The organism is Dyella nitratireducens, assembly GCF_014642835.1.
Taxonomy (GTDB): domain Bacteria; phylum Pseudomonadota; class Gammaproteobacteria; order Xanthomonadales; family Rhodanobacteraceae; genus Dyella_B; species Dyella_B nitratireducens.
In genome coordinates this window covers 1,535,267-1,552,475 of sequence record NZ_BMJA01000001.1, presented here as the reverse complement: position 1 = coordinate 1,552,475, position 17,209 = coordinate 1,535,267, and the positions used below count along the sequence as shown (strand labels likewise).

The following is a 17,209-nucleotide window of genomic DNA, read 5'->3' as shown; positions in this document are numbered from 1 at the left end:
TATTCACGGATGAGAGAGTGTCGGCGTGATGGTGAGCTGGAACGGGCTGGCTGGCAGGCCGGCCTGGTCGTAAAGCGTGCAGATTGGACTGTCGGCCCAGCAATAACGTACGCGAGTCACGCTGTCTGCGGAGGGGTGCGCATGCAGGACGATCTGCGTGCCGTGAATATCAGCCAAGGCGTAATAGCACGAGCCCGCTTTGGCGCCACACAGTTCGAAACCGATCGGGTGGTCGGCGCTGTAGGCGACCAGATGCCCATCGACATGGTCGAAGCTGAGCGTGACCGTATCGCCGTTTTGTTGTGCTGACACCGGTGTAGGACCGGAGGGTGCCAATGTCTCGCCATAGACGACGTGGCGTGCCGCACGTGCAAGGCGGCGTCCGAGTTCCTGCTTGTTGGCCGGATGAATGTCGTAGCGTTCACCAATATCCACGGACACGGCAAGTGCGGAGCGAGGATCTTCCGCCGCGACCAAACGCTGTGCTTCGCGCACATCGGCCCAGCCACTTTCACCCGGATGCGTCGACGCGGGGCCAAAACTCGACAGTTGCGCGATCAGCAGCGGCAGATGGGCGCCGAAACGTGCGCGTTCGTCCGTGCGCCACGCTTCCAGCAGTTTGCGATAGCTGCCTGCATCGCCGGTATTCGATTCACCCTGGTACCAAAGCTCGCCGCGGAAAGCGTAGTGGCCAAGCGGTGCGATCATGCCGTTGTAGAGCATGGTGAGGCCGGATGTCGATTGCCAAGGCACGTTCGGCGGTGCGCCATAGGCCGAAGGAACCGTCTGATATTGCCATGGGTCCAGCGGCACGCTGGAACCGTCGGCAAGGTGCAGCGCACGCTGCGATGCCGGGCCATAGATGCCGCCGTCGCGATAGGTATTGAGCACATTCACCGCGATCAGGTTTTTGCCTTCGTGCAGCACGCCTGGCGGTATTGCGTAGGCGCGCAAATCGCCGCCGCCATAACCGGTGCCAACCCAACGGCCATTCACCCAGGTCTGGTCGATTTCGTTGGCGGTAAAATTCAGTGTGGCGTGCTGCGCCGCTTGCGCCTTGGTCAAGGTCACGGTGGTGCGATACCACAGCATGCCGGTGAAGTTGGCGAGTTCCGGCTTGCCCCAGTGTTGCCACGCGCCACGCTCGATGGGTGCGGTGAGCCAGCCGGTGTCGGTGACGTCCGCGGGATTCCATGGCTCATCGTTCTTCGCGATGCCAGGACGGGAACGCCACCAGGCCTGCCACAGGCGGCTCCATGGCTCGCCGGCATGTGCCGGGTTCTTACGGTACTCGGCAAGCAGATCCAGCGACGCATCGTAACCACCGACCTTGCGCAGCGCGGCGTCGCTCATCCAGGGTTCGATGCGCGAGCCGCCCCAGGCGGCAACGATCAGGCCCATCGGCACCGGTACGTCTTTCTGCAGCTCACGCGCAAAGAAATAGCAAGTAGCCGAGAACTCGGCCACGGTATCCGGCGTCGTCTTCAACCAATGATCGGAGGCCGGAATGCTTTCCTGCAGCGCGACGCTGCTGACGTTGTCCACCGTCAGCACGCGAATGCGGTCGTTCGATGCGTCCTGCACTTCGGCACGCGCATCCAATGCGCGCTTCACCTGGAGCACCATGTTGGATTGGCCGGAGCACAACCACACGTCGCCGACCAGTACGTCATGAATGGTTTGCGTGGCGCCATCGGCCGTCGTGGCGGTGAGCGTATAAGGTCCACCGGCGGCGCGCGCGGGAAGGGAGGCTTCCCAGCGTCCATGGGCGTCGGCCTGAGCGTGGATGTCCTGGCCGGCGAATGAGATGGTTACCGCCTCGTGAGGCTTGGCGTGCCCCCAGACCGGATCGGCCTGGTCGCGCTGTAGCACGGCGTGATCCTGGAAGAGCGGATTCAACAGTGGGGTGCTCGCGTCCGCGGCTTGCACGGCGTGCGCGCCCAGGAGCGCGAGCAGCGCTGCGAAAACAGTGTGTCGTTTGAACGGCGGCAACTGGCTCACCATGACGATTGTCCCGGCACGTTATGGAATGAAAGCGATTCGTAGTACGACAGCGGATGCTGCGGCGGCGCGAAGCCGGGCGGCAGTGGAAGGCCGGACATCTGTTGGAAATAGGCGATGCAGGCGTCACGCCACCATTGCGCTTCTCGTTCCTGGATGCTGAGGAAGGCGGCGGTTTTGCGGTAGCGGTCGGCGTCGATGTAGCCGTCAAGGTGCTGCCAGGTTTCGCGCATCCGTTTCACGTCGGTGACGCCCTGGGTGTAATGCGCCACCAGTTCGTACCACAGCGTGTGTCCGGAGCGCATGCGGTAATCCCACGGCACGTGGTGGAACCACAGCAGCAGCGTTTCCGGCGTTTGCTTGACGTCGTTGAATGACGCTGCGATGGGCGGTGCATATTGGTCGGCTGCATCGCTGCCAGTGCGGGTGCGATCGAAACCGATGCCCTGATGATCGGCGCGGTGGTAGTAGGGCGGGCGCCAGTCGGCACGCGGCAGGCTTGTATCCCAGGGCGCGGGGCCGTAGTGATGACCAGGCCCCATCAGATGAGCCAGACCAAGCGGTGTCATGTAATCGACGGCCGCTTCGCGCGAACCCATCATCATGTCGACCACGGGTTTGACGAAGGCTTCGTCGTTGCTGAAGGTCATGCGGATCCATTCTTCCGCGATCGCACGCGTGGAGAGCGCTGGATTCCAGGCGAGACGGCCAAACACGTACCAGTTGGCCTGGTTGAAATCGGAGCCGCACCAGTCGCGATCGGTGCCGATGTTGGCGATGCCGGCCATCCCGCTCAGCGCATGCCCATCCAGCGAACCATCGATTACCGTTGCCACGGTGGACCCTTTGCCTTGTGCCATCGTGTCGGACGACAGCACTTCTTCGTACAACGGGCCGAGGTAGACCAGGTGCGTGGCAAAGCCCAGGTATTCCTTGGTGATCTGGAATTCCATCATCAACGGCGTTTTCGGCATCGCGCCGAAGAGAGGGCTGAACGGTTCCCTCGGCTGGAAATCGATCGGGCCGTTCTTCACCTGCAACAGCACATTCGCATGGAAGCGGCCATCGAGCGGCTTGAATTCGCTGTATGCCTGCTTGGCCCGGTCGTCCGCACTGCTTTGCGAATAGACGAACGCACGCCACATCACCACGCCGCCATGCGGCGCAAGCACGTCGGCGAACAGATTGGCGCCGTCCGCGTGCGTGCGTTTGTAATCCTGCGGACCCGGCTGGCCTTCGGAATTGGCCTTGACCAGGAAGCCGCCGAAATCCGGCATCAGTTTGTAGATCTCGTCGGTCTTCTGCCGCCACCAGCGTTGCACCTCCGGATCGAGCGGATCGGCGGTTTTCAAGCCGCCTATTTCGATCGGTGCACTGAAGCGAACGCTGAGATAGACATGGATACCGTAAGGACGAAATACGGCCGCCAGGGCGGCTGCTTTCTGCAAATACGCAGGCGTAAGGATCAAGGCATCCGCATTGACGTTGTTGAGCACCACGCCGTTGATGCCGATCGAAGCGTTGGCGCGAGCGTAGTCGGTGTAGCGCGGCGACACCCAGTCCGGCAGCTTCCACCAGTCCCAGATCGAGGTGCCGGCATAACCACGCTCGACGCTGCCATTGAGGTTGTCCCAGTGATCGAGCACGCGCAGTTTGACGCGTGGTACCTCGGTGATGGCAAGGTGATCGAGAGGTTGCCCGGTTTGCAGCAGACGCAGGAAATGGAAGCTGCCGTACAGCACGCCGATATCGTCATTGCCGACGATGGCGATGGCGGCGTGGCCATGCAACGTGACGCTGCGGATGACATAGCCTTCCTTGCCCAGCTTGGAGGTATCCAGGTGAAGCTCGGCGATGAGCGGGGATGACGCCGTTGTGCCGGCTATGATCGCGCCGCTGCGCGTTACCGTATCCGAAAGCGGCGGTGCGGCACCCAACAAGCCGCGCAGGCCACGCAACAGTTCTGCACGGGCCGCGGCGCGCGTCGGCGTGGCGGCATCGGCGACCAGTTGCGAAGCACGGCTTCGGTCATATTGAGCCTGCTGGGCCGCGAGCGGGTGATACCGCAACCACAGCTCATAGCCGTCTTCGGCATGCGCCGGCGCCATGCCCAGCGACGCGGCGAGCATCAGCATGACACCGGCGATCGTTCGGAAAAACAGCGCCATGGCGGCTCCCTTATGCCTCGCAACCCTTTCGCTGGGCACTGCTGTTATCGCTAACATATGCAAAAATACGCTCATATCCGCTTTGAAATGACCGACGACGATGTCAGCTCCAATTGCGTTGCTTTTGAGAGTGGTGAGTTGACCGTGGTGGATTCGCCTGAAAGGAACCGACATTGAAGAGGACAGACAAGAAATCGGTGCGCCGCAAGGGCGGTGCCGTCACCATCGATGAAGTGGCCGCGCTCGCCAAGGTGTCGCCGATGACGGTGTCGCGCGTCATCAACGGCCACAGCAAGGTGCGTGACACCACGCGCGAGAAGGTGATGGCGGCCGTCAACAAACTGGGCTACGTCCCCAACGCGGCGGCAAGCTCGCTGGCGGCGGCGCAAGACGCGCGTATCGCGCTGATCTACACCGATCCCAGCGGCGCCTATCTGCGCGAACTGTTGATGGGCACGTTGCACGGTGCGGCGCGCTCGGCTGCGCAGCTGGTCATCGCCGACTGGGACGAGCTTGGCGTAGGTACCGAGCGCAAGGCGGCGCGTGCGCTGGCGCGCAAGGTGGCCGGCGTCATCCTGCCGCCGCCCTTGTGCGAATCGAAGACGGTGATCGACGAACTGGTGAAAGCGGGCGTACACGTGGTAGCGATCGCAGCGGGGCGTTTCGATCCCGATATTTCCAGTGTGCGCATCGACGATTTCCTGGCGGGCAAGGAAATCACCAGCTATCTCATCAAGATGGGGCACACCCGCATCGCCTGTATCAAGGGCAACCCCAGCCAAAGCGCCAGCACGCGCCGTTTCGAGGGCTATCAGGCCGCCTTGAAGGAAGCAGGTATTCCGTTGGATACGGCGTTGGTTCGGCAGGGTTACTTCACCTACCGCTCCGGGTTGCCGGTGGCGGAGGAGTTGCTGGCCTTGCGCAAGCCGCCCACGGCCATCTTCGCCGGCAACGACGACATGGCTGCCGCGGCGGTGTCGGTGGCGCATCGGCGCGGCATCGATGTGCCTCGCGATCTGTCGGTCGTCGGCTTCGACGACAGTTCGGCGGCCACCACGATATGGCCCGAGCTCACCACCATCCGCCAGCCGATTTTGGCGATGGCGGACGCGGCCATCGACATCCTGCTGCGCGCCATCCGCCGCAAGGAAAGCGAGCCGCGCGTGGTGGTGCATCAAGTGGCCGCGCATCAACTGGTGTTGCGCGACTCGGTCGCTCCGCCTCACACGGCCTCGGGCAAAAAATCCTAGGCTCGCCACCGTTCGCCGTTTGACGGCGAAGCGGTGCGATGAGGCGAATGGCTGATCGCGCATGTCAGCGCATCAGGTATTGGTTGATCAGGTTCTCGTAACGCTCCTGCTTGCCGCTGCGCTTGGCGGGCTCGCCTTGCTGGGCAGCGAGTTCGCGCAAGTCGGCAAGACTCAACTTGCCCTGTTCGAAATCTTTCCCCGCGCCTTTGTCAAAGCTGGCATAGCGCTCGGCGCGCCAGGTTTCCCAGGGCGAACGCGCCAGCAGCGCATGTGCAACCTCCAGGCCGCGCGCAAATGCGTCCATGCCGCCGATATGCGCCAGGAACAGATCATCCGCATCGGTGGATTCGCGGCGTACCTTGGCGTCGAAGTTCAAGCCGCCGGGCGCCAGGCCGCCCTGGCGCAGCACCACCATCATCGCGCCGACCGTGTCGTAGAGATCGGTCGGAAATTGATCGGTATCCCAGCCGTTCTGTGCATTGCCGCGGTTGGCGTCGATGCTGCCCAGCAGGCCGTGGTCGGATGCCACCTGCAGGTCGTGTTCGAACGTATGGCCTGACAAGGTGGCGTGGTTGGCTTCGATGTTGAGTTTGAAGTCCTTGTCCAAGCCATGCTTGTGCAAGAAACCGGCAACCGTGGCGGAGTCGAAGTCGTATTGATGCTTCATCGGTTCCATCGGCTTGGGCTCGATCAGGAGGTTGCCCTTGAAGCCGATGCTGCGGCCGTAGTCGCGCGCCATCGTGAGGAAACGCGCGAAGTGATCCAGCTCGCGCTTCATGTGGGTGTTGTGCAGCGACGCATAGCCTTCGCGTCCACCCCAGAACACGTAGTTCTCGCCGCCGAGCTCCACCGTGGCTTCCAGCGCAGCCTTGATCTGCACCGCCGCGCGCGCGACCACGGCGAAATCGGGGTTGGTCGCCGCGCCATTCATGTAGCGTGGATGGCTGAACAGATTGGCCGTGCCCCATAGCAGTTTGATGCCGCTGGCCTGCTGGCGCATCTTGGCCAACGCCACCATGTGCTGGAGATGTTTCTCGTACTCGATGACGTCGTCTGCATCCGGCGCAAGGTCGATGTCGTGGAAGCAGTAATAGGGCACACCCAGCTTGGTGAAGAACTCGAAGGCTGCGTCGAGCTTGGCTTCGGCGCGCGCGATCGGCGAACTCCCGGCATCCCATGGATAGTTGCGCGTGCCAGGGCCGAATGGATCGTGGCCGGCGTTACCGAAGCTGTGCCAGTAGCACACCGCGAAGCGCAGGTGCTCGGCCATGGTTTTCTCGCCGATCTTCCGGTCAGCCTCGTAGTGCTTGAACGCAAGCGGGTTATCCGACTCGCGGCCTTCGAATGGAATGCGGCCGATGCCTGGGAAGTATTCGCGTTTTCCAATGAAAGGAGCACTCATGAGGTTTTTCATTCCGTGTCGACAAGGCCAAATGGGCAGACAAAATGTTAGCGCTATCATTACGCTATCCGAGAAGCTTCCACCTGGCAAGTTCAACGCGCAGATATAGGCCGCAAGGCATGGGGCGCGATCGTTGCAAAACGCGCGTACGTGGCTGCACCATTTGATGGTGCGCTGCGCTAATTGCCTCCGCCTGCAAAAGAATATTTCTCGATGCAATAAGCACGAACGCGATTTTTGCAATGCGACGAAGATCTGCCGAGCGGGGCGATACTGCCACTATCATGGCGTGCATGAGCGCACCGCCTTTTCCCATCACCCCCTTACTGCCCGACATCCGCAACGCACTGGCCAGGCAGTCGCGTCTGGTGCTGGAAGCGCCGCCCGGCGCCGGCAAGACCACGCAGGTGCCGCTGGCGCTGCGTGACGAAGCCTGGCTCGACGGCAAGAAGATCGTGATGCTGGAACCGCGCCGCATTGCCGCGCGTGCTGCCGCCCAGTTCATGGCGCAGCAACTGGGCGAGCCGATCGGACAGACGGTCGGCTACCGCATCCGCTTCGAATCGAAAGTCAGCGCCGCCACGCGCATCGAGGTGGTCACCGAAGGCATCCTCACGCGCTTGATCCAGGACGATCCCGAACTCACCGGCATCGGCGCGATCCTGTTCGACGAATTCCACGAGCGTCATCTGGCCGGCGATCTTGGTGCCGCGCTGACGTTGGACATCCAGCACACCTTGCGGCCGGATCTGCGCATCGTGGTGATGTCGGCCACGCTGGATGGCGAACGCATCGCGCCATGGCTGGATGCGCCGCGGCTTAGCAGCCCGGGTCGCAGCTTTCCGGTGCGGATCGAATATCCGCCTGCGCGTACGCAGGAAAACATGGAGCAGCACCTGGTACGTATCGTGCGGCAGGCGCTGGACGAAAACCCTGGCGACCTGTTGACGTTCCTGCCGGGCCGCCGCGAAATCGCACGCGTGCAAGGCATGCTGCAAGCCCTGCAACGGGACGATCTGGAAGTGGTGGCGCTGCATGGCGAGCTCTCGCTCGCCGAGCAGCAGCTGGCCTTGGCGCCGGCGGAAGAGGGTATGCGACGCATCGTGCTCGCCACCAACGTGGCCGAATCCAGCGTCACCTTGCCCGGCATTCGCGCGGTGATCGATACGGGGCTTGCGCGCGAACCGCGTTTTGATCCCAACTCGGGTTTTACACGGCTGGAAGCGGTGAACATTTCGCAGGCCTCGGCCGATCAGCGCGCAGGCCGCGCGGGTCGTGTGGCAGCAGGCACGGCATACCGGTTATGGCCGCAAAGCCGCCGGCTGGATGTGTCGCGGACGGCGGAAATCATGCAGGCGGAATTGTCCGGCCTGGCGCTGGAACTGGCGGCTTGGGGCAGCGCGGAACTGCCATGGCTCGATCCGCCGCCAGCTGGTGCACTGGCCCAGGCGCGCGAACTGCTGACGCGCCTGGGTGCACTCGATACGCAGCAGCGCATCACCGCCTTGGGACGCCGCATGCTGGAACTCGGCGCCACGCCACGTCTTGGTGCGGCCGCGCTGCGTGCACCGGAAACGCTGCATGCACTGATTGCCGATCTGCTTGCCCTGATGGAAGCGCGTTCCCCGCTACGCGGCGAGCAGGCGCGCAGCGATGATTTTCGTGCGCGCGTTTCAGCGCTGCACGCATGGCGCGACCGACGCAGCGCCACCGGCTCCAGCTACGGCGCCGATGCGGGCGCGTTGGCGGCGATCGAACAAGCCAGCAAAGGTTGGCGCCAGCGTTTGGGCCTGCGCAGCGCGGCCAGCGGCGTACCGCACAGCCACGCAGTAGGCGATTTGCTGCTGCATGCCTTCCCTGATCGCATCGCGCGCCAGGATGAAGGCAATCCGTTGCGCTACACCTTGGCGAATGGGCGCGGTGCGCGCTTGCACGAGCAGACGGCGCTGATGGGCGAGCCTTGGCTGGTGGTGCTGGATCTGCGTCACGAATCGCGCGATAGCCTGATTCTCTCCGCGGCACCACTCGATCCACGCGTGCTGGAACAAGACTATCCGGCGCAGTTCCAGCGTGTGCGCAACGTGCGCTGGAACGAAGAGCGTGCGGCGGTGGAAGCGTTCGAGGAACGTCGCTTCGGCGCCATCGTGCTTGAGCGCCGCAGTGTGCCGGTGCAATCGGAAGATGCCGTTCCTGCCTTGCTCGCCGCCATTCGCCAGCGTGGGCTGGATGCGTTGCCATGGAGCGAGTCTGCGCGCCGCCTGCGTTTGCGCATGCAGTCGTTGCGCGAATGGATGCCGGAACAGGGGCTGCCGGATGTGTCTGACACGCAACTGTTGGCGACACTGGAAGACTGGCTTGCTCCTTACCTGCAAAACAAGCGCAAGCTCGATGCGCTATCCGAAGAAGATCTTTCGCACGCGCTCGCCGCCTTGTTCGACTATGAGCAGCGCAAGCAGTTGGATGCACAGGCGCCGGATAGTCTCACCGTACCCAGCGGCCAGACGCGCCGTCTCGAATACAGTCCCGGCGAGCCGCCGGTCCTGGCCGTGAAGCTGCAGGAGTTGTTTGGTTTGGTTGACACACCGCGCGTTGCGGGAGGGCGGATTCCCGTAACGCTGCATTTGCTGTCACCTGCAGGACGTCCGATCCAGGTGACGCAGGACCTGCACGGTTTTTGGGAGCGCACGTATCCAGAGGTGAAGAAGGAACTGAAAGGGCGTTATCCGAAGCACCCATGGCCGGATGATCCCTGGACGGCGACGCCGACGCATCGCGCGAAGCCGCGGGGGACATAATTCGCGTGATGGCGGTTTTGTAGGTTGGGTTAGCGCAGCGTAACCCAACCATGTCGCACCGAACGTGTTGGGTTACGCTGCGCTAACCCAACCTACGATTGGCAGCGGCGTCACTTCATGCAGCCAAGCGCCGTCAGCGTCTCGCGTAGCGCGTTATCAATCGGCGTATAAGGCTTCCCGCCAAGACGGGCTACCAGCTTTGTGTCATCAAGCTGGATGGTTTCCTTCCATAAATACCGCATCTTGCGCATCTCCCGCAGCGTTTCCATAAACGGTGCAGCAACGGCTACAAGCCACCAGGGAAAGCGGCGCAACGTCATCTGCGGGTTCCCGGCAGCGCGGCGTACGGCATCCGCCAACGCATAGCCATCCAGCCAATAACCGCCAAAATTGAACACTTCGAAATCGGCCAGCCGTTGCTCGCTTTCCAGCAGGCGTACCATCGTTTCGGCGACATCCGGCAGATAAGCCCAGGCATGCTGGTGCGTGTAATCGGCGGGATAGCGAAGCTGCGTGACCGGTTTGCCCGGGCTGAGCAGTCCTTGCGAAAACCAGTTGTTGCCGGCATGCGGGCCAACAAAGTCGCCACAGCGCAGGATCAATGTGCGCACGCCCTCGCGTGATGCGTCAGCCAGACGCTGCTCCATCTCCGCGCGGATCTCACCTTTTTGCGTGCGCGGATGCTGCGGTGAATCCTCATGCAGCACGGGGAAAGCATCGGGGCCGAAGTTGTACACCGTGCCGGGCAAAACGATGCGTGCGCCCGCTGCCTTGGCGGCAGCGATGGTGTTGTCCAGCATCGGCAATACCTGCGTGTCCCAGTTCTTGTAACCAGGCGGATTGACCGCGTGCACGATCACGTCTGCGCCTTGGGCAGCAGCGAGTACGTCGGCGTGCTGCATGGCGTCGCCCTGGAACCATTCGATGCCATCGCGTTCGGCAGGCACGCGACGAACCAGGGCGCGTACCTGCCATCCATGCCGTTTCAACGCCAGGCAGGCCTCCCGGCCAATGCCGCCGTTTCCGCCGATCACCAATGCTGTTTTTGATGTGCTCATGACGTGGGTCCTCCGTTGGGATGGACAAAGTCTGGTCCCGGCCAAGCTAAAAGAAAATTGCCTAATAACGTAGATCTGCTATACAAATATGCATGACTAGCAAAGAACCTGGTTGGGAGTTGTATCGATCCTTCCTCGCCGTCATGCGCGAAGGGAGCTTGTCCGGCGCAGCGCGCATGCTGGGCATGACCCAGCCGAGCCTCGGCCGGCATATCCGCGAGCTGGAGGAAACACTGGGCGTATCCCTGTTCGCTCGCTCCCCGCAGGGCCTGTCACCCACCGAGCTGGCGCACGCCCTGCTGCCGCATGCGCAAGCCATGGCATCGGCCTCGATGGCCTTGCGCCGTGCGGCCAGCACGCGTCACGACGCGATGTCCGGCGTGGTACGCATCGCCGCCAGCGAGGTGATCGGCGTGGAGGTTCTGCCGGCGATGCTGGCCGCGTTCCGGCAACGCCATCCGGGTGTGGTGATCGAACTGTCGTTGTCCAGCCAGGTGGAAAACCTGCTGCGCCGCGATGCCGATATCGCGATCCGCATGGGGCGCCCCACCCAGGAGGCGCTTGTCGCGCGGCACGTGGGGAGCATCGCGTTGGGTTTGTACGCGCACAAGCGCTATCTAAAAGCGCATGGCCATCCGAAGACGATGGCGGATCTGGCATCGCATGCCTTGATCGGCTTCGATCATGAAACGCCTTATATCCGCGCGATGCGTCCGGCTGGTGTGCCTTATACGCGTGAGCATTTCGCACTGCGTACGGATAATGACCTCGCGGCCATGGCCGCCTTGCGTGCAGGTTATGGCATCTGTTTCTGCCAGTGCGGCGTTGCGCAGCGCGATGCTGCGCTGGTGCGTGTTCTGGACGGCTTCCAGCTGGTCATGGAGACGTGGGTCGTGATGCACGAGGATCTGCGCCGCAGTGCACTGATGCGTGCGCTGTATGACCATCTTGCTGTGGCCTTGAGCGAGTACGCCGGCACCACCGCGTCACCGAAGGCAAAGCCCAACCGCTCGCCCATGCTTCGAGCACCGGCGAAACGTTGATTTTCCGCGCTGGCTAGACTGTATCCATGACAGACGCCAGCCTCATCAATCGTTACCAATTGGCCGAACTGGGCGCCCTGCTGGCCGAGCCGGCACGTGCCGCCATTCTGCTGGCACTGATGGATGGCACCATGCGTCCCGCGGGTGAATTGGCGGCCATCGCCGGCGTCAGCGCAGCCACCGCCAGCGCTCATCTCAAGCGGCTGCTTGACGGTGGCCTGCTTGCTCTGCACGAGCAGGGGCGGCACCGTTACTACCGGCTGGCCAACGATGACGTCGCGGCATGGCTGGAATCCATGGCCTTGCCAAGCGCAACGCGCGTGACACCCAAGCCGGGAGCGCGTGACGCCATGCTATGCCGTGCACGCACCTGTTACCGGCATCTGGCCGGACAGCTGGGGGTTGCACTCTGTGAAGCATGGCTGCAGCGTGGCTGGTTGCGTGCGGAAAGCGACGGCATGCTGTTGCTGCCGGCTGCGGCGGATGCGCTGGTGCATGCAGGTTGGCCATCGGCATCGATGCACTCGCTGCTGCTTCTGCGCGGACGTGGTTGCCTGGATTGGACCGAACGCCGCCTGCACCTGGGTGGCCCGCTCGGTGTTGCCATCACCAGCGCCATGCTTGACGCTGGTTGGTTGCGTCGTGCGCAACGCAATCGTGCCTTGTTGCCGACGCCGGATGGATGGCGCCGGCTCGCCGAACTGGGTGTGCGCATCGAGCACTGATACGAGCACACGTCAGCTGGCATTCATGCTTGTCAGTACGCGTTAACGCCTATCGCGTGAACGCACGAATGATTGGATCGTGCGAACGTGAAATTGCGGTGAGTGAATGATGGCCGCTTGCTTGCGACTGGCTTACGTTGCGCGTGCGGCGATCATTGCGATCTATCAAACAATGGCTCGCCGTGAGGAGAAACATGCGCGAGTCATCGCTGGCATGGCCACGCGAACGATGCAAAGTCGCGTGCCACCGCCAGTTTCGCGAGGCGCGGCAAAAAGCGATCGTGCTTGTTGAGCGAAACGATGCGTACCGCACGATTGAAAAAACCAATTAAGCATCGTGAATTTATCGTGTGCGCGATTTTCGTGAGGTTTCACGCCGTCGTTTGCTTGACGATAATTTTTGCGCCCGATACTTTCAAATGTATTCGCCGCAAGGAATGGCGCGGCGAATGATTCCTAACGACGCACGCTGCAAGGGGACGCGTCGTTCGAGCGCTGCAGTCGGCACTGCCTGCCATGGTGGCGCAGGGGGAGCAGCAGCACGCCGACGCTCGGGAATCGCAGGCGTCCATGGTTTCAAACGGCGTCGCGTGCAAGCGCGACTTCACTGTCATGGGGTACGCGCGACCTCAGTGGGTACGTGCGTCCTCAACATTCCTGGGGAGTGAGCTAATGTCTAGCCGTTTTCGTATGAAGGCCATGCTTGTTGCATTGGGCCTTGTTTCGATGAGTGCCGTCTACGTGGAAGCAAGCCCGTTGCCGACCGCTGGCAATGCGGTATCGGCAAGCAGTTCCGCCATGGTGGCGATCCATCCTGCAGTCAATTTGCGTAGTGATGACCAGGTCGTAGGCGCCCTTGCGTTTTCGCATCCGATGCACGTCGTTGTGACACTCAAACTGCGCAATGAGCAGCAGCTGGACCAATACCTTGCCAAGCCCGGCTTCAAGCCGTTGACCTCCGCGCAGTTCAACGCGCTGTACGCGCCCACCGCGGAACAAGCACAGGCGGTAGCCGATTACCTGACCCGTGCCGGATTCACCAACGTGCATATCGCAGCCAATCGCGCGCAGGTGGAGGCGGATGGTCATGCCGATACGGCCCAGGCGGCCTTCAATACCAGCTTCGTGCACGTGAAAACGCATGATGGCCGTGATGCGTTTGCCAACAACAGCCCCGTACACATTCCTGCCAACTTGCAAGGTACCGTCAACGCCGTACTCGGCATGCAGAACGTCAGCATCTCGCATGTTTTCGCCAAGCGGCTGAATCCCAACGTCGTACATGGCAATAACGTGCAGCCATTCGCGACGGGTTCGGCAGTCGGCCATGCGCCTTCCGATTTCCCTGCGATCTATGGCGCCAGCGGCATGGCGAACGTCACCTCCGTGCCGGTAGGCTCGGTCTCGTCGGGTAGCTTGAGCAACATCCAGAGCGACTTGCAAGCGACCTACCCGAACGTGACGGTCAACATCAAGGGTCCCAATGCCGGCAGCAGCACCAGCGGCGATGGCGAATGGGATTTGGACAGCCAGGACATCATCGCTTTTACCGGCGTATCGCAGTACTACTTCTACAACGCCAATTCGCTGAGCGATGCGGATCTGCAGACCGTTTACAACGACGTCGTATCCGACAACCTGCTCAAGGCGATCGATGTGTCGCTGGGTGAATGCGAAACCTCCGCGCAGTCGAGCGGTGCCGCGGCGTCGAACGACACCACGTTCAAGCAGGCGGTTGCACAAGGCCAGACGTTCTTCGTGTCGGCCGGCGACTCCGGCGCTGATGAATGCGGCAACGGTGGCGTCACGCCGAGCTGGCCGGCCAGCTCGCAGTACGTGACATCGGTGGGCGGCACTGAGCTGTACACCAGTCCCAACACCACCTGGCAAAGCGAAACAGTGTGGAACAACCTCAGCTCGAACGAAGGCGCCACGGGCGGCAGCCCCAGCACCTTCGAGCCCATACCGAGCTGGCAGCAGGGCGTCGCCGGTATCACCAACCAGACCTATCGTGGCGTGCCAGACATCGCCTTCGACGCCAGCCCGGTCAGCGGTGCGCTGGTGTATGTGGATGGCCAGGCCAACCAGCAGATCGGCGGCACCAGCCTGGCCGCACCGCTGGCCGTAGGCATGTGGGCACATGTGCTGCAAGCCGATGGCACGAGCCTTGGTTTTGCCGCGCCGGTGATCTACAAGGTTGCGTCGTCATCGAGCAACTACGCGGCTGCTTTCCACGACGTTACCTCCGGCAATAACAGTGGCGAGAACGCCGGTACCGGTTGGGACTACACCACGGGCTGGGGCAGCGTGATCGTCAACCAGCTGGCCAGCTTGGCCACGGGCGGCGGCGGTGGCACGGGCGGCAATCCTGTCGCCGGCTTCACCGACAGCGTGAGCGGCCTGGCCGTGAACTTCACCAATACCTCCACGGACAGCGGTGGCACCATCAACGCGTATTCCTGGACCTTCGGTGACGGCAGCACCTCGGCCAGTGCAAGCCCCAGCCACACCTATACCACCGCGGGTACCTATACCGTCACGCTGAAGGTGACCGACAACACCGGTGCTACCAACAGCATCAGCCACTCGGTAACGGTGAGCAGCGGCGGCGGTGGTGGATCGGTGCAGGTGATTGCCAACCCGGACTTCACCAACGGCACGTCATGGACGGCCAGCTCGGGTGTGCTCTGCAGCAGCGATTCCAGCAGTGCGGATTACTGCACGGGTGAGAATCCCTACACCGGCAGCTGGTTCATGTGGCTGGATGGCTATACGGTGGCGCACACGGATACGGTGTCGCAGTCCGTGACGGTTCCGTCCGGGCATACCACGGCGACCTTGACCTATCAGCTGCACATCGATACCACGCAGACGTCGTCATCGGCCATCGATACGTTGAAAGTGACGGCCACCAGCGGCGGTACCACCACCACGCTCGCGACGTATTCCAACCTCAATGCCAACTCGGCCTACACGGGCTATTCGGTGAACGTCAGTTCGCTGATCGGCAAGACCTTCACCTTGAAGTTCACCGGTACGCAGAAAGGCACGAATGGCAACGAAACCTCGTTTGTGCTCGGTGAGGTCAAGTTGAACGCCCAATAGCGCTTAACGGGGCGTGCAGGGAAGCATGTTGGAAGTGGGCAGGGCTGTCGTGATGACAGCCCTGCCTTTTCTTCATCAGAACGCCATGCTGGTCTTCAAGCCGAGCACAAAGGCATTGCGGTTTTGCGTGATGCCGCCAGGATTGACCACATACTGCAGATTCGGCCGCAGGCTGAGCGAAGGAATCGGGCGCCAGTCGTAGAACGCTTCGCTGGCGAGTTCGTACGTATCCGCCACTGGCATGCGTGCATCGGGTTGGAGCTGGTTATAAAGCCGTGCATAGCGGATCAGTTCGTTACTGCCATGCGTGCTGCCCACGGCAACGCCGATCCTGTCTTTGCTGCGGTTGAAGGGGCCGTTGAACATCGCGCCCAACGCAAACTGCCGATCCACCGCCGACGTGCTGCTGTCTGCCATGGTGGCGTTGAAGAACAGGCTGAGGCCTTTGCCATCTGCCTCACCGGTCACTTGTTGTTGAAGCGAAACGTAGCCACCATGGCGCGCGCTTTCCTGCAAGGGTGCTGCACCGGTGAGTGCGATCGGCTGGTTGTTCACGTCGTAATAAAGATGCTCGCCGCCGGCGTTGTTGTACCAGCCGCCCAGTTTGTAATGGCCCGGCAAACCGTTGAGGGTTGGCGTCCAGCCGAATTCAAGCGGCAGCAGCGCACCCGTGGTGCCGCCGGGGAAGCCGAGCTTCCAGCCGTTGCTGCGCGCCCAGGTGTTGTCGACATAACTCGGGTTGAGCTGATAGGCACCCAGCTTTACGTAGGTCTGGTCGGTGGTGTTCCACTTCACGGTGGTGGCCCATTGGCTGACCGGCCAGTTGATCCAGTAGTCGCCCACGATGTTGCCGGGCTGCGAGCCGCAGAAGGTGAGGTTCTGGAAGTCGCAAGGAAGACTGTCGAAGTCCGTGCCTACCGGCAGTCGGCCCACACGCCATTCGAGCTTGCCGTTGAAAAATGTCTGCGTCAGCGCGAAGAGCGTCAGATGCCAGGTTTGGCCGCGGCCATACACTTCCTGGACTTGTTGGTATACGCCGAGGCCGGCGTCGTCGCTGAGATTGCGACCGTTACGGTTGGTAATCACCAGCTGGAATTCGCCGCCGCGCCAACCCCACAGCTTGTCCAGATCGAGCGTGCTGCCGAATGACCATTGATCGGCGTAACGCGTGGCCTGTCGCGTGCCGCCGCTGGCGTTGTGCGCGGCTTCGCCGGTGTAGCCGAAGTCGAAGGTGATGCCTTTTTCGGTGAGACGTGTGCGTTCGCCGTTCCAGTCGCCGAACAGATACGGTGAGTCGTCTGTAGCAAAGGCCGGTGCGGCGGCGAGTCCCAGCAGAGCAGTTAGAAAACGAATAGCGGGCGACTTCCTCGAACGGTGCAGCATTTCCATTGCGAACTCCAACAAAAGTTAAAGATGTTTTGTGGAGTCGATTTTCTCGGTGTTTTCAGTGCAATGCTTTCAGACAGATACGAAAATAGGACCTATGCGTGATGTAGGTGCATACCTTGAGCACCTTGCTTACATGCACATGTCAAAACGTTACCAAACACCTCAGGCCCGTCATTCCCGCTTTCGCGCACTGCTATCCGGGGAAATTTTGCGAAAAAAGTAACGAGCACTTGAGGGACAACACGTTTGCATGATTCGCACAGCAGGCGACTT

Annotated in this window: 10 protein-coding genes; 5 read left to right on the top strand and 5 right to left on the bottom strand. The window is 61.9% G+C overall.

What is annotated here, in order from left to right; genetic code table 11:
* Positions 1-3: 3 nt before the first annotated feature.
* Both IEX75_RS07110 and IEX75_RS07105 read right to left on the bottom strand, forming a co-directional pair.
* Positions 4-2,004 carry a sialate O-acetylesterase gene (locus tag IEX75_RS07110; RefSeq protein ID WP_188793528.1) on the bottom strand — a complete coding sequence of 667 codons (2,001 nt, stop codon included), beginning with the start codon at positions 2,002-2,004 and terminating at the stop codon, positions 4-6.
* Positions 1,998-4,169: an alpha-glucuronidase family glycosyl hydrolase gene (locus IEX75_RS07105; RefSeq protein ID WP_423373116.1), complete on the bottom strand. Its 2,172-nt coding sequence runs from the start codon at positions 4,167-4,169 to the stop codon at positions 1,998-2,000. Before IEX75_RS07105 ends, IEX75_RS07110 begins: the two co-directional genes overlap by 7 nt.
* A 260-nt stretch (positions 4,170-4,429) precedes the next feature.
* Between IEX75_RS07105 and IEX75_RS07100 the strand changes: the two genes are divergently transcribed.
* A complete protein-coding gene (locus tag IEX75_RS07100; protein WP_308422126.1) occupies positions 4,430-5,419 on the top strand; it encodes a LacI family DNA-binding transcriptional regulator in 990 nt (329 codons plus the stop codon).
* Between the two features lie 64 nt (positions 5,420-5,483).
* Here the strand turns inward: IEX75_RS07100 and xylA are convergent, their stop codons facing one another.
* Positions 5,484-6,821, bottom strand: coding sequence for a xylose isomerase (gene xylA, locus IEX75_RS07095; RefSeq protein WP_188793526.1), 1,338 nt, complete (start codon positions 6,819-6,821; stop codon positions 5,484-5,486).
* Positions 6,822-7,114: 293 nt separating this feature from the next.
* On the opposite strand from xylA, the gene hrpB reads away from it, so the two are divergent.
* Positions 7,115-9,616, top strand: a complete 2,502-nt coding sequence (gene hrpB / locus IEX75_RS07090; RefSeq protein WP_188793525.1) for an ATP-dependent helicase HrpB — start codon at positions 7,115-7,117, stop codon at positions 9,614-9,616.
* Between the two features lie 110 nt (positions 9,617-9,726).
* Here hrpB and IEX75_RS07085 read toward each other — a convergent pair whose 3' ends face one another.
* On the bottom strand, positions 9,727-10,674 hold the full coding sequence (locus tag IEX75_RS07085) for an NAD-dependent epimerase/dehydratase family protein (protein WP_188793524.1): 948 nt from the start codon (positions 10,672-10,674) through the stop codon (positions 9,727-9,729).
* Between the two features lie 92 nt (positions 10,675-10,766).
* Between IEX75_RS07085 and IEX75_RS07080 the strand changes: the two genes are divergently transcribed.
* From IEX75_RS07080 to IEX75_RS07070, 3 genes are all read left to right on the top strand, one after another.
* A complete protein-coding gene (locus IEX75_RS07080; RefSeq protein ID WP_188793523.1) occupies positions 10,767-11,717 on the top strand; it encodes a LysR family transcriptional regulator in 951 nt (316 codons plus the stop codon).
* Between the two features lie 26 nt (positions 11,718-11,743).
* Positions 11,744-12,442 carry an ArsR/SmtB family transcription factor gene (locus IEX75_RS07075; RefSeq protein ID WP_188793522.1) on the top strand — a complete coding sequence of 233 codons (699 nt, stop codon included), beginning with the start codon at positions 11,744-11,746 and terminating at the stop codon, positions 12,440-12,442.
* A 672-nt stretch (positions 12,443-13,114) separates the two neighbouring features.
* A complete protein-coding gene (locus IEX75_RS07070; protein WP_188793521.1) occupies positions 13,115-15,547 on the top strand; it encodes a protease pro-enzyme activation domain-containing protein in 2,433 nt (810 codons plus the stop codon).
* Between the two features lie 75 nt (positions 15,548-15,622).
* Here the strand turns inward: IEX75_RS07070 and IEX75_RS07065 are convergent, their stop codons facing one another.
* Positions 15,623-16,936 carry a carbohydrate porin gene (locus IEX75_RS07065; protein WP_229720682.1) on the bottom strand — a complete coding sequence of 438 codons (1,314 nt, stop codon included), beginning with the start codon at positions 16,934-16,936 and terminating at the stop codon, positions 15,623-15,625.
* Positions 16,937-17,209 lie beyond the last annotated feature (273 nt).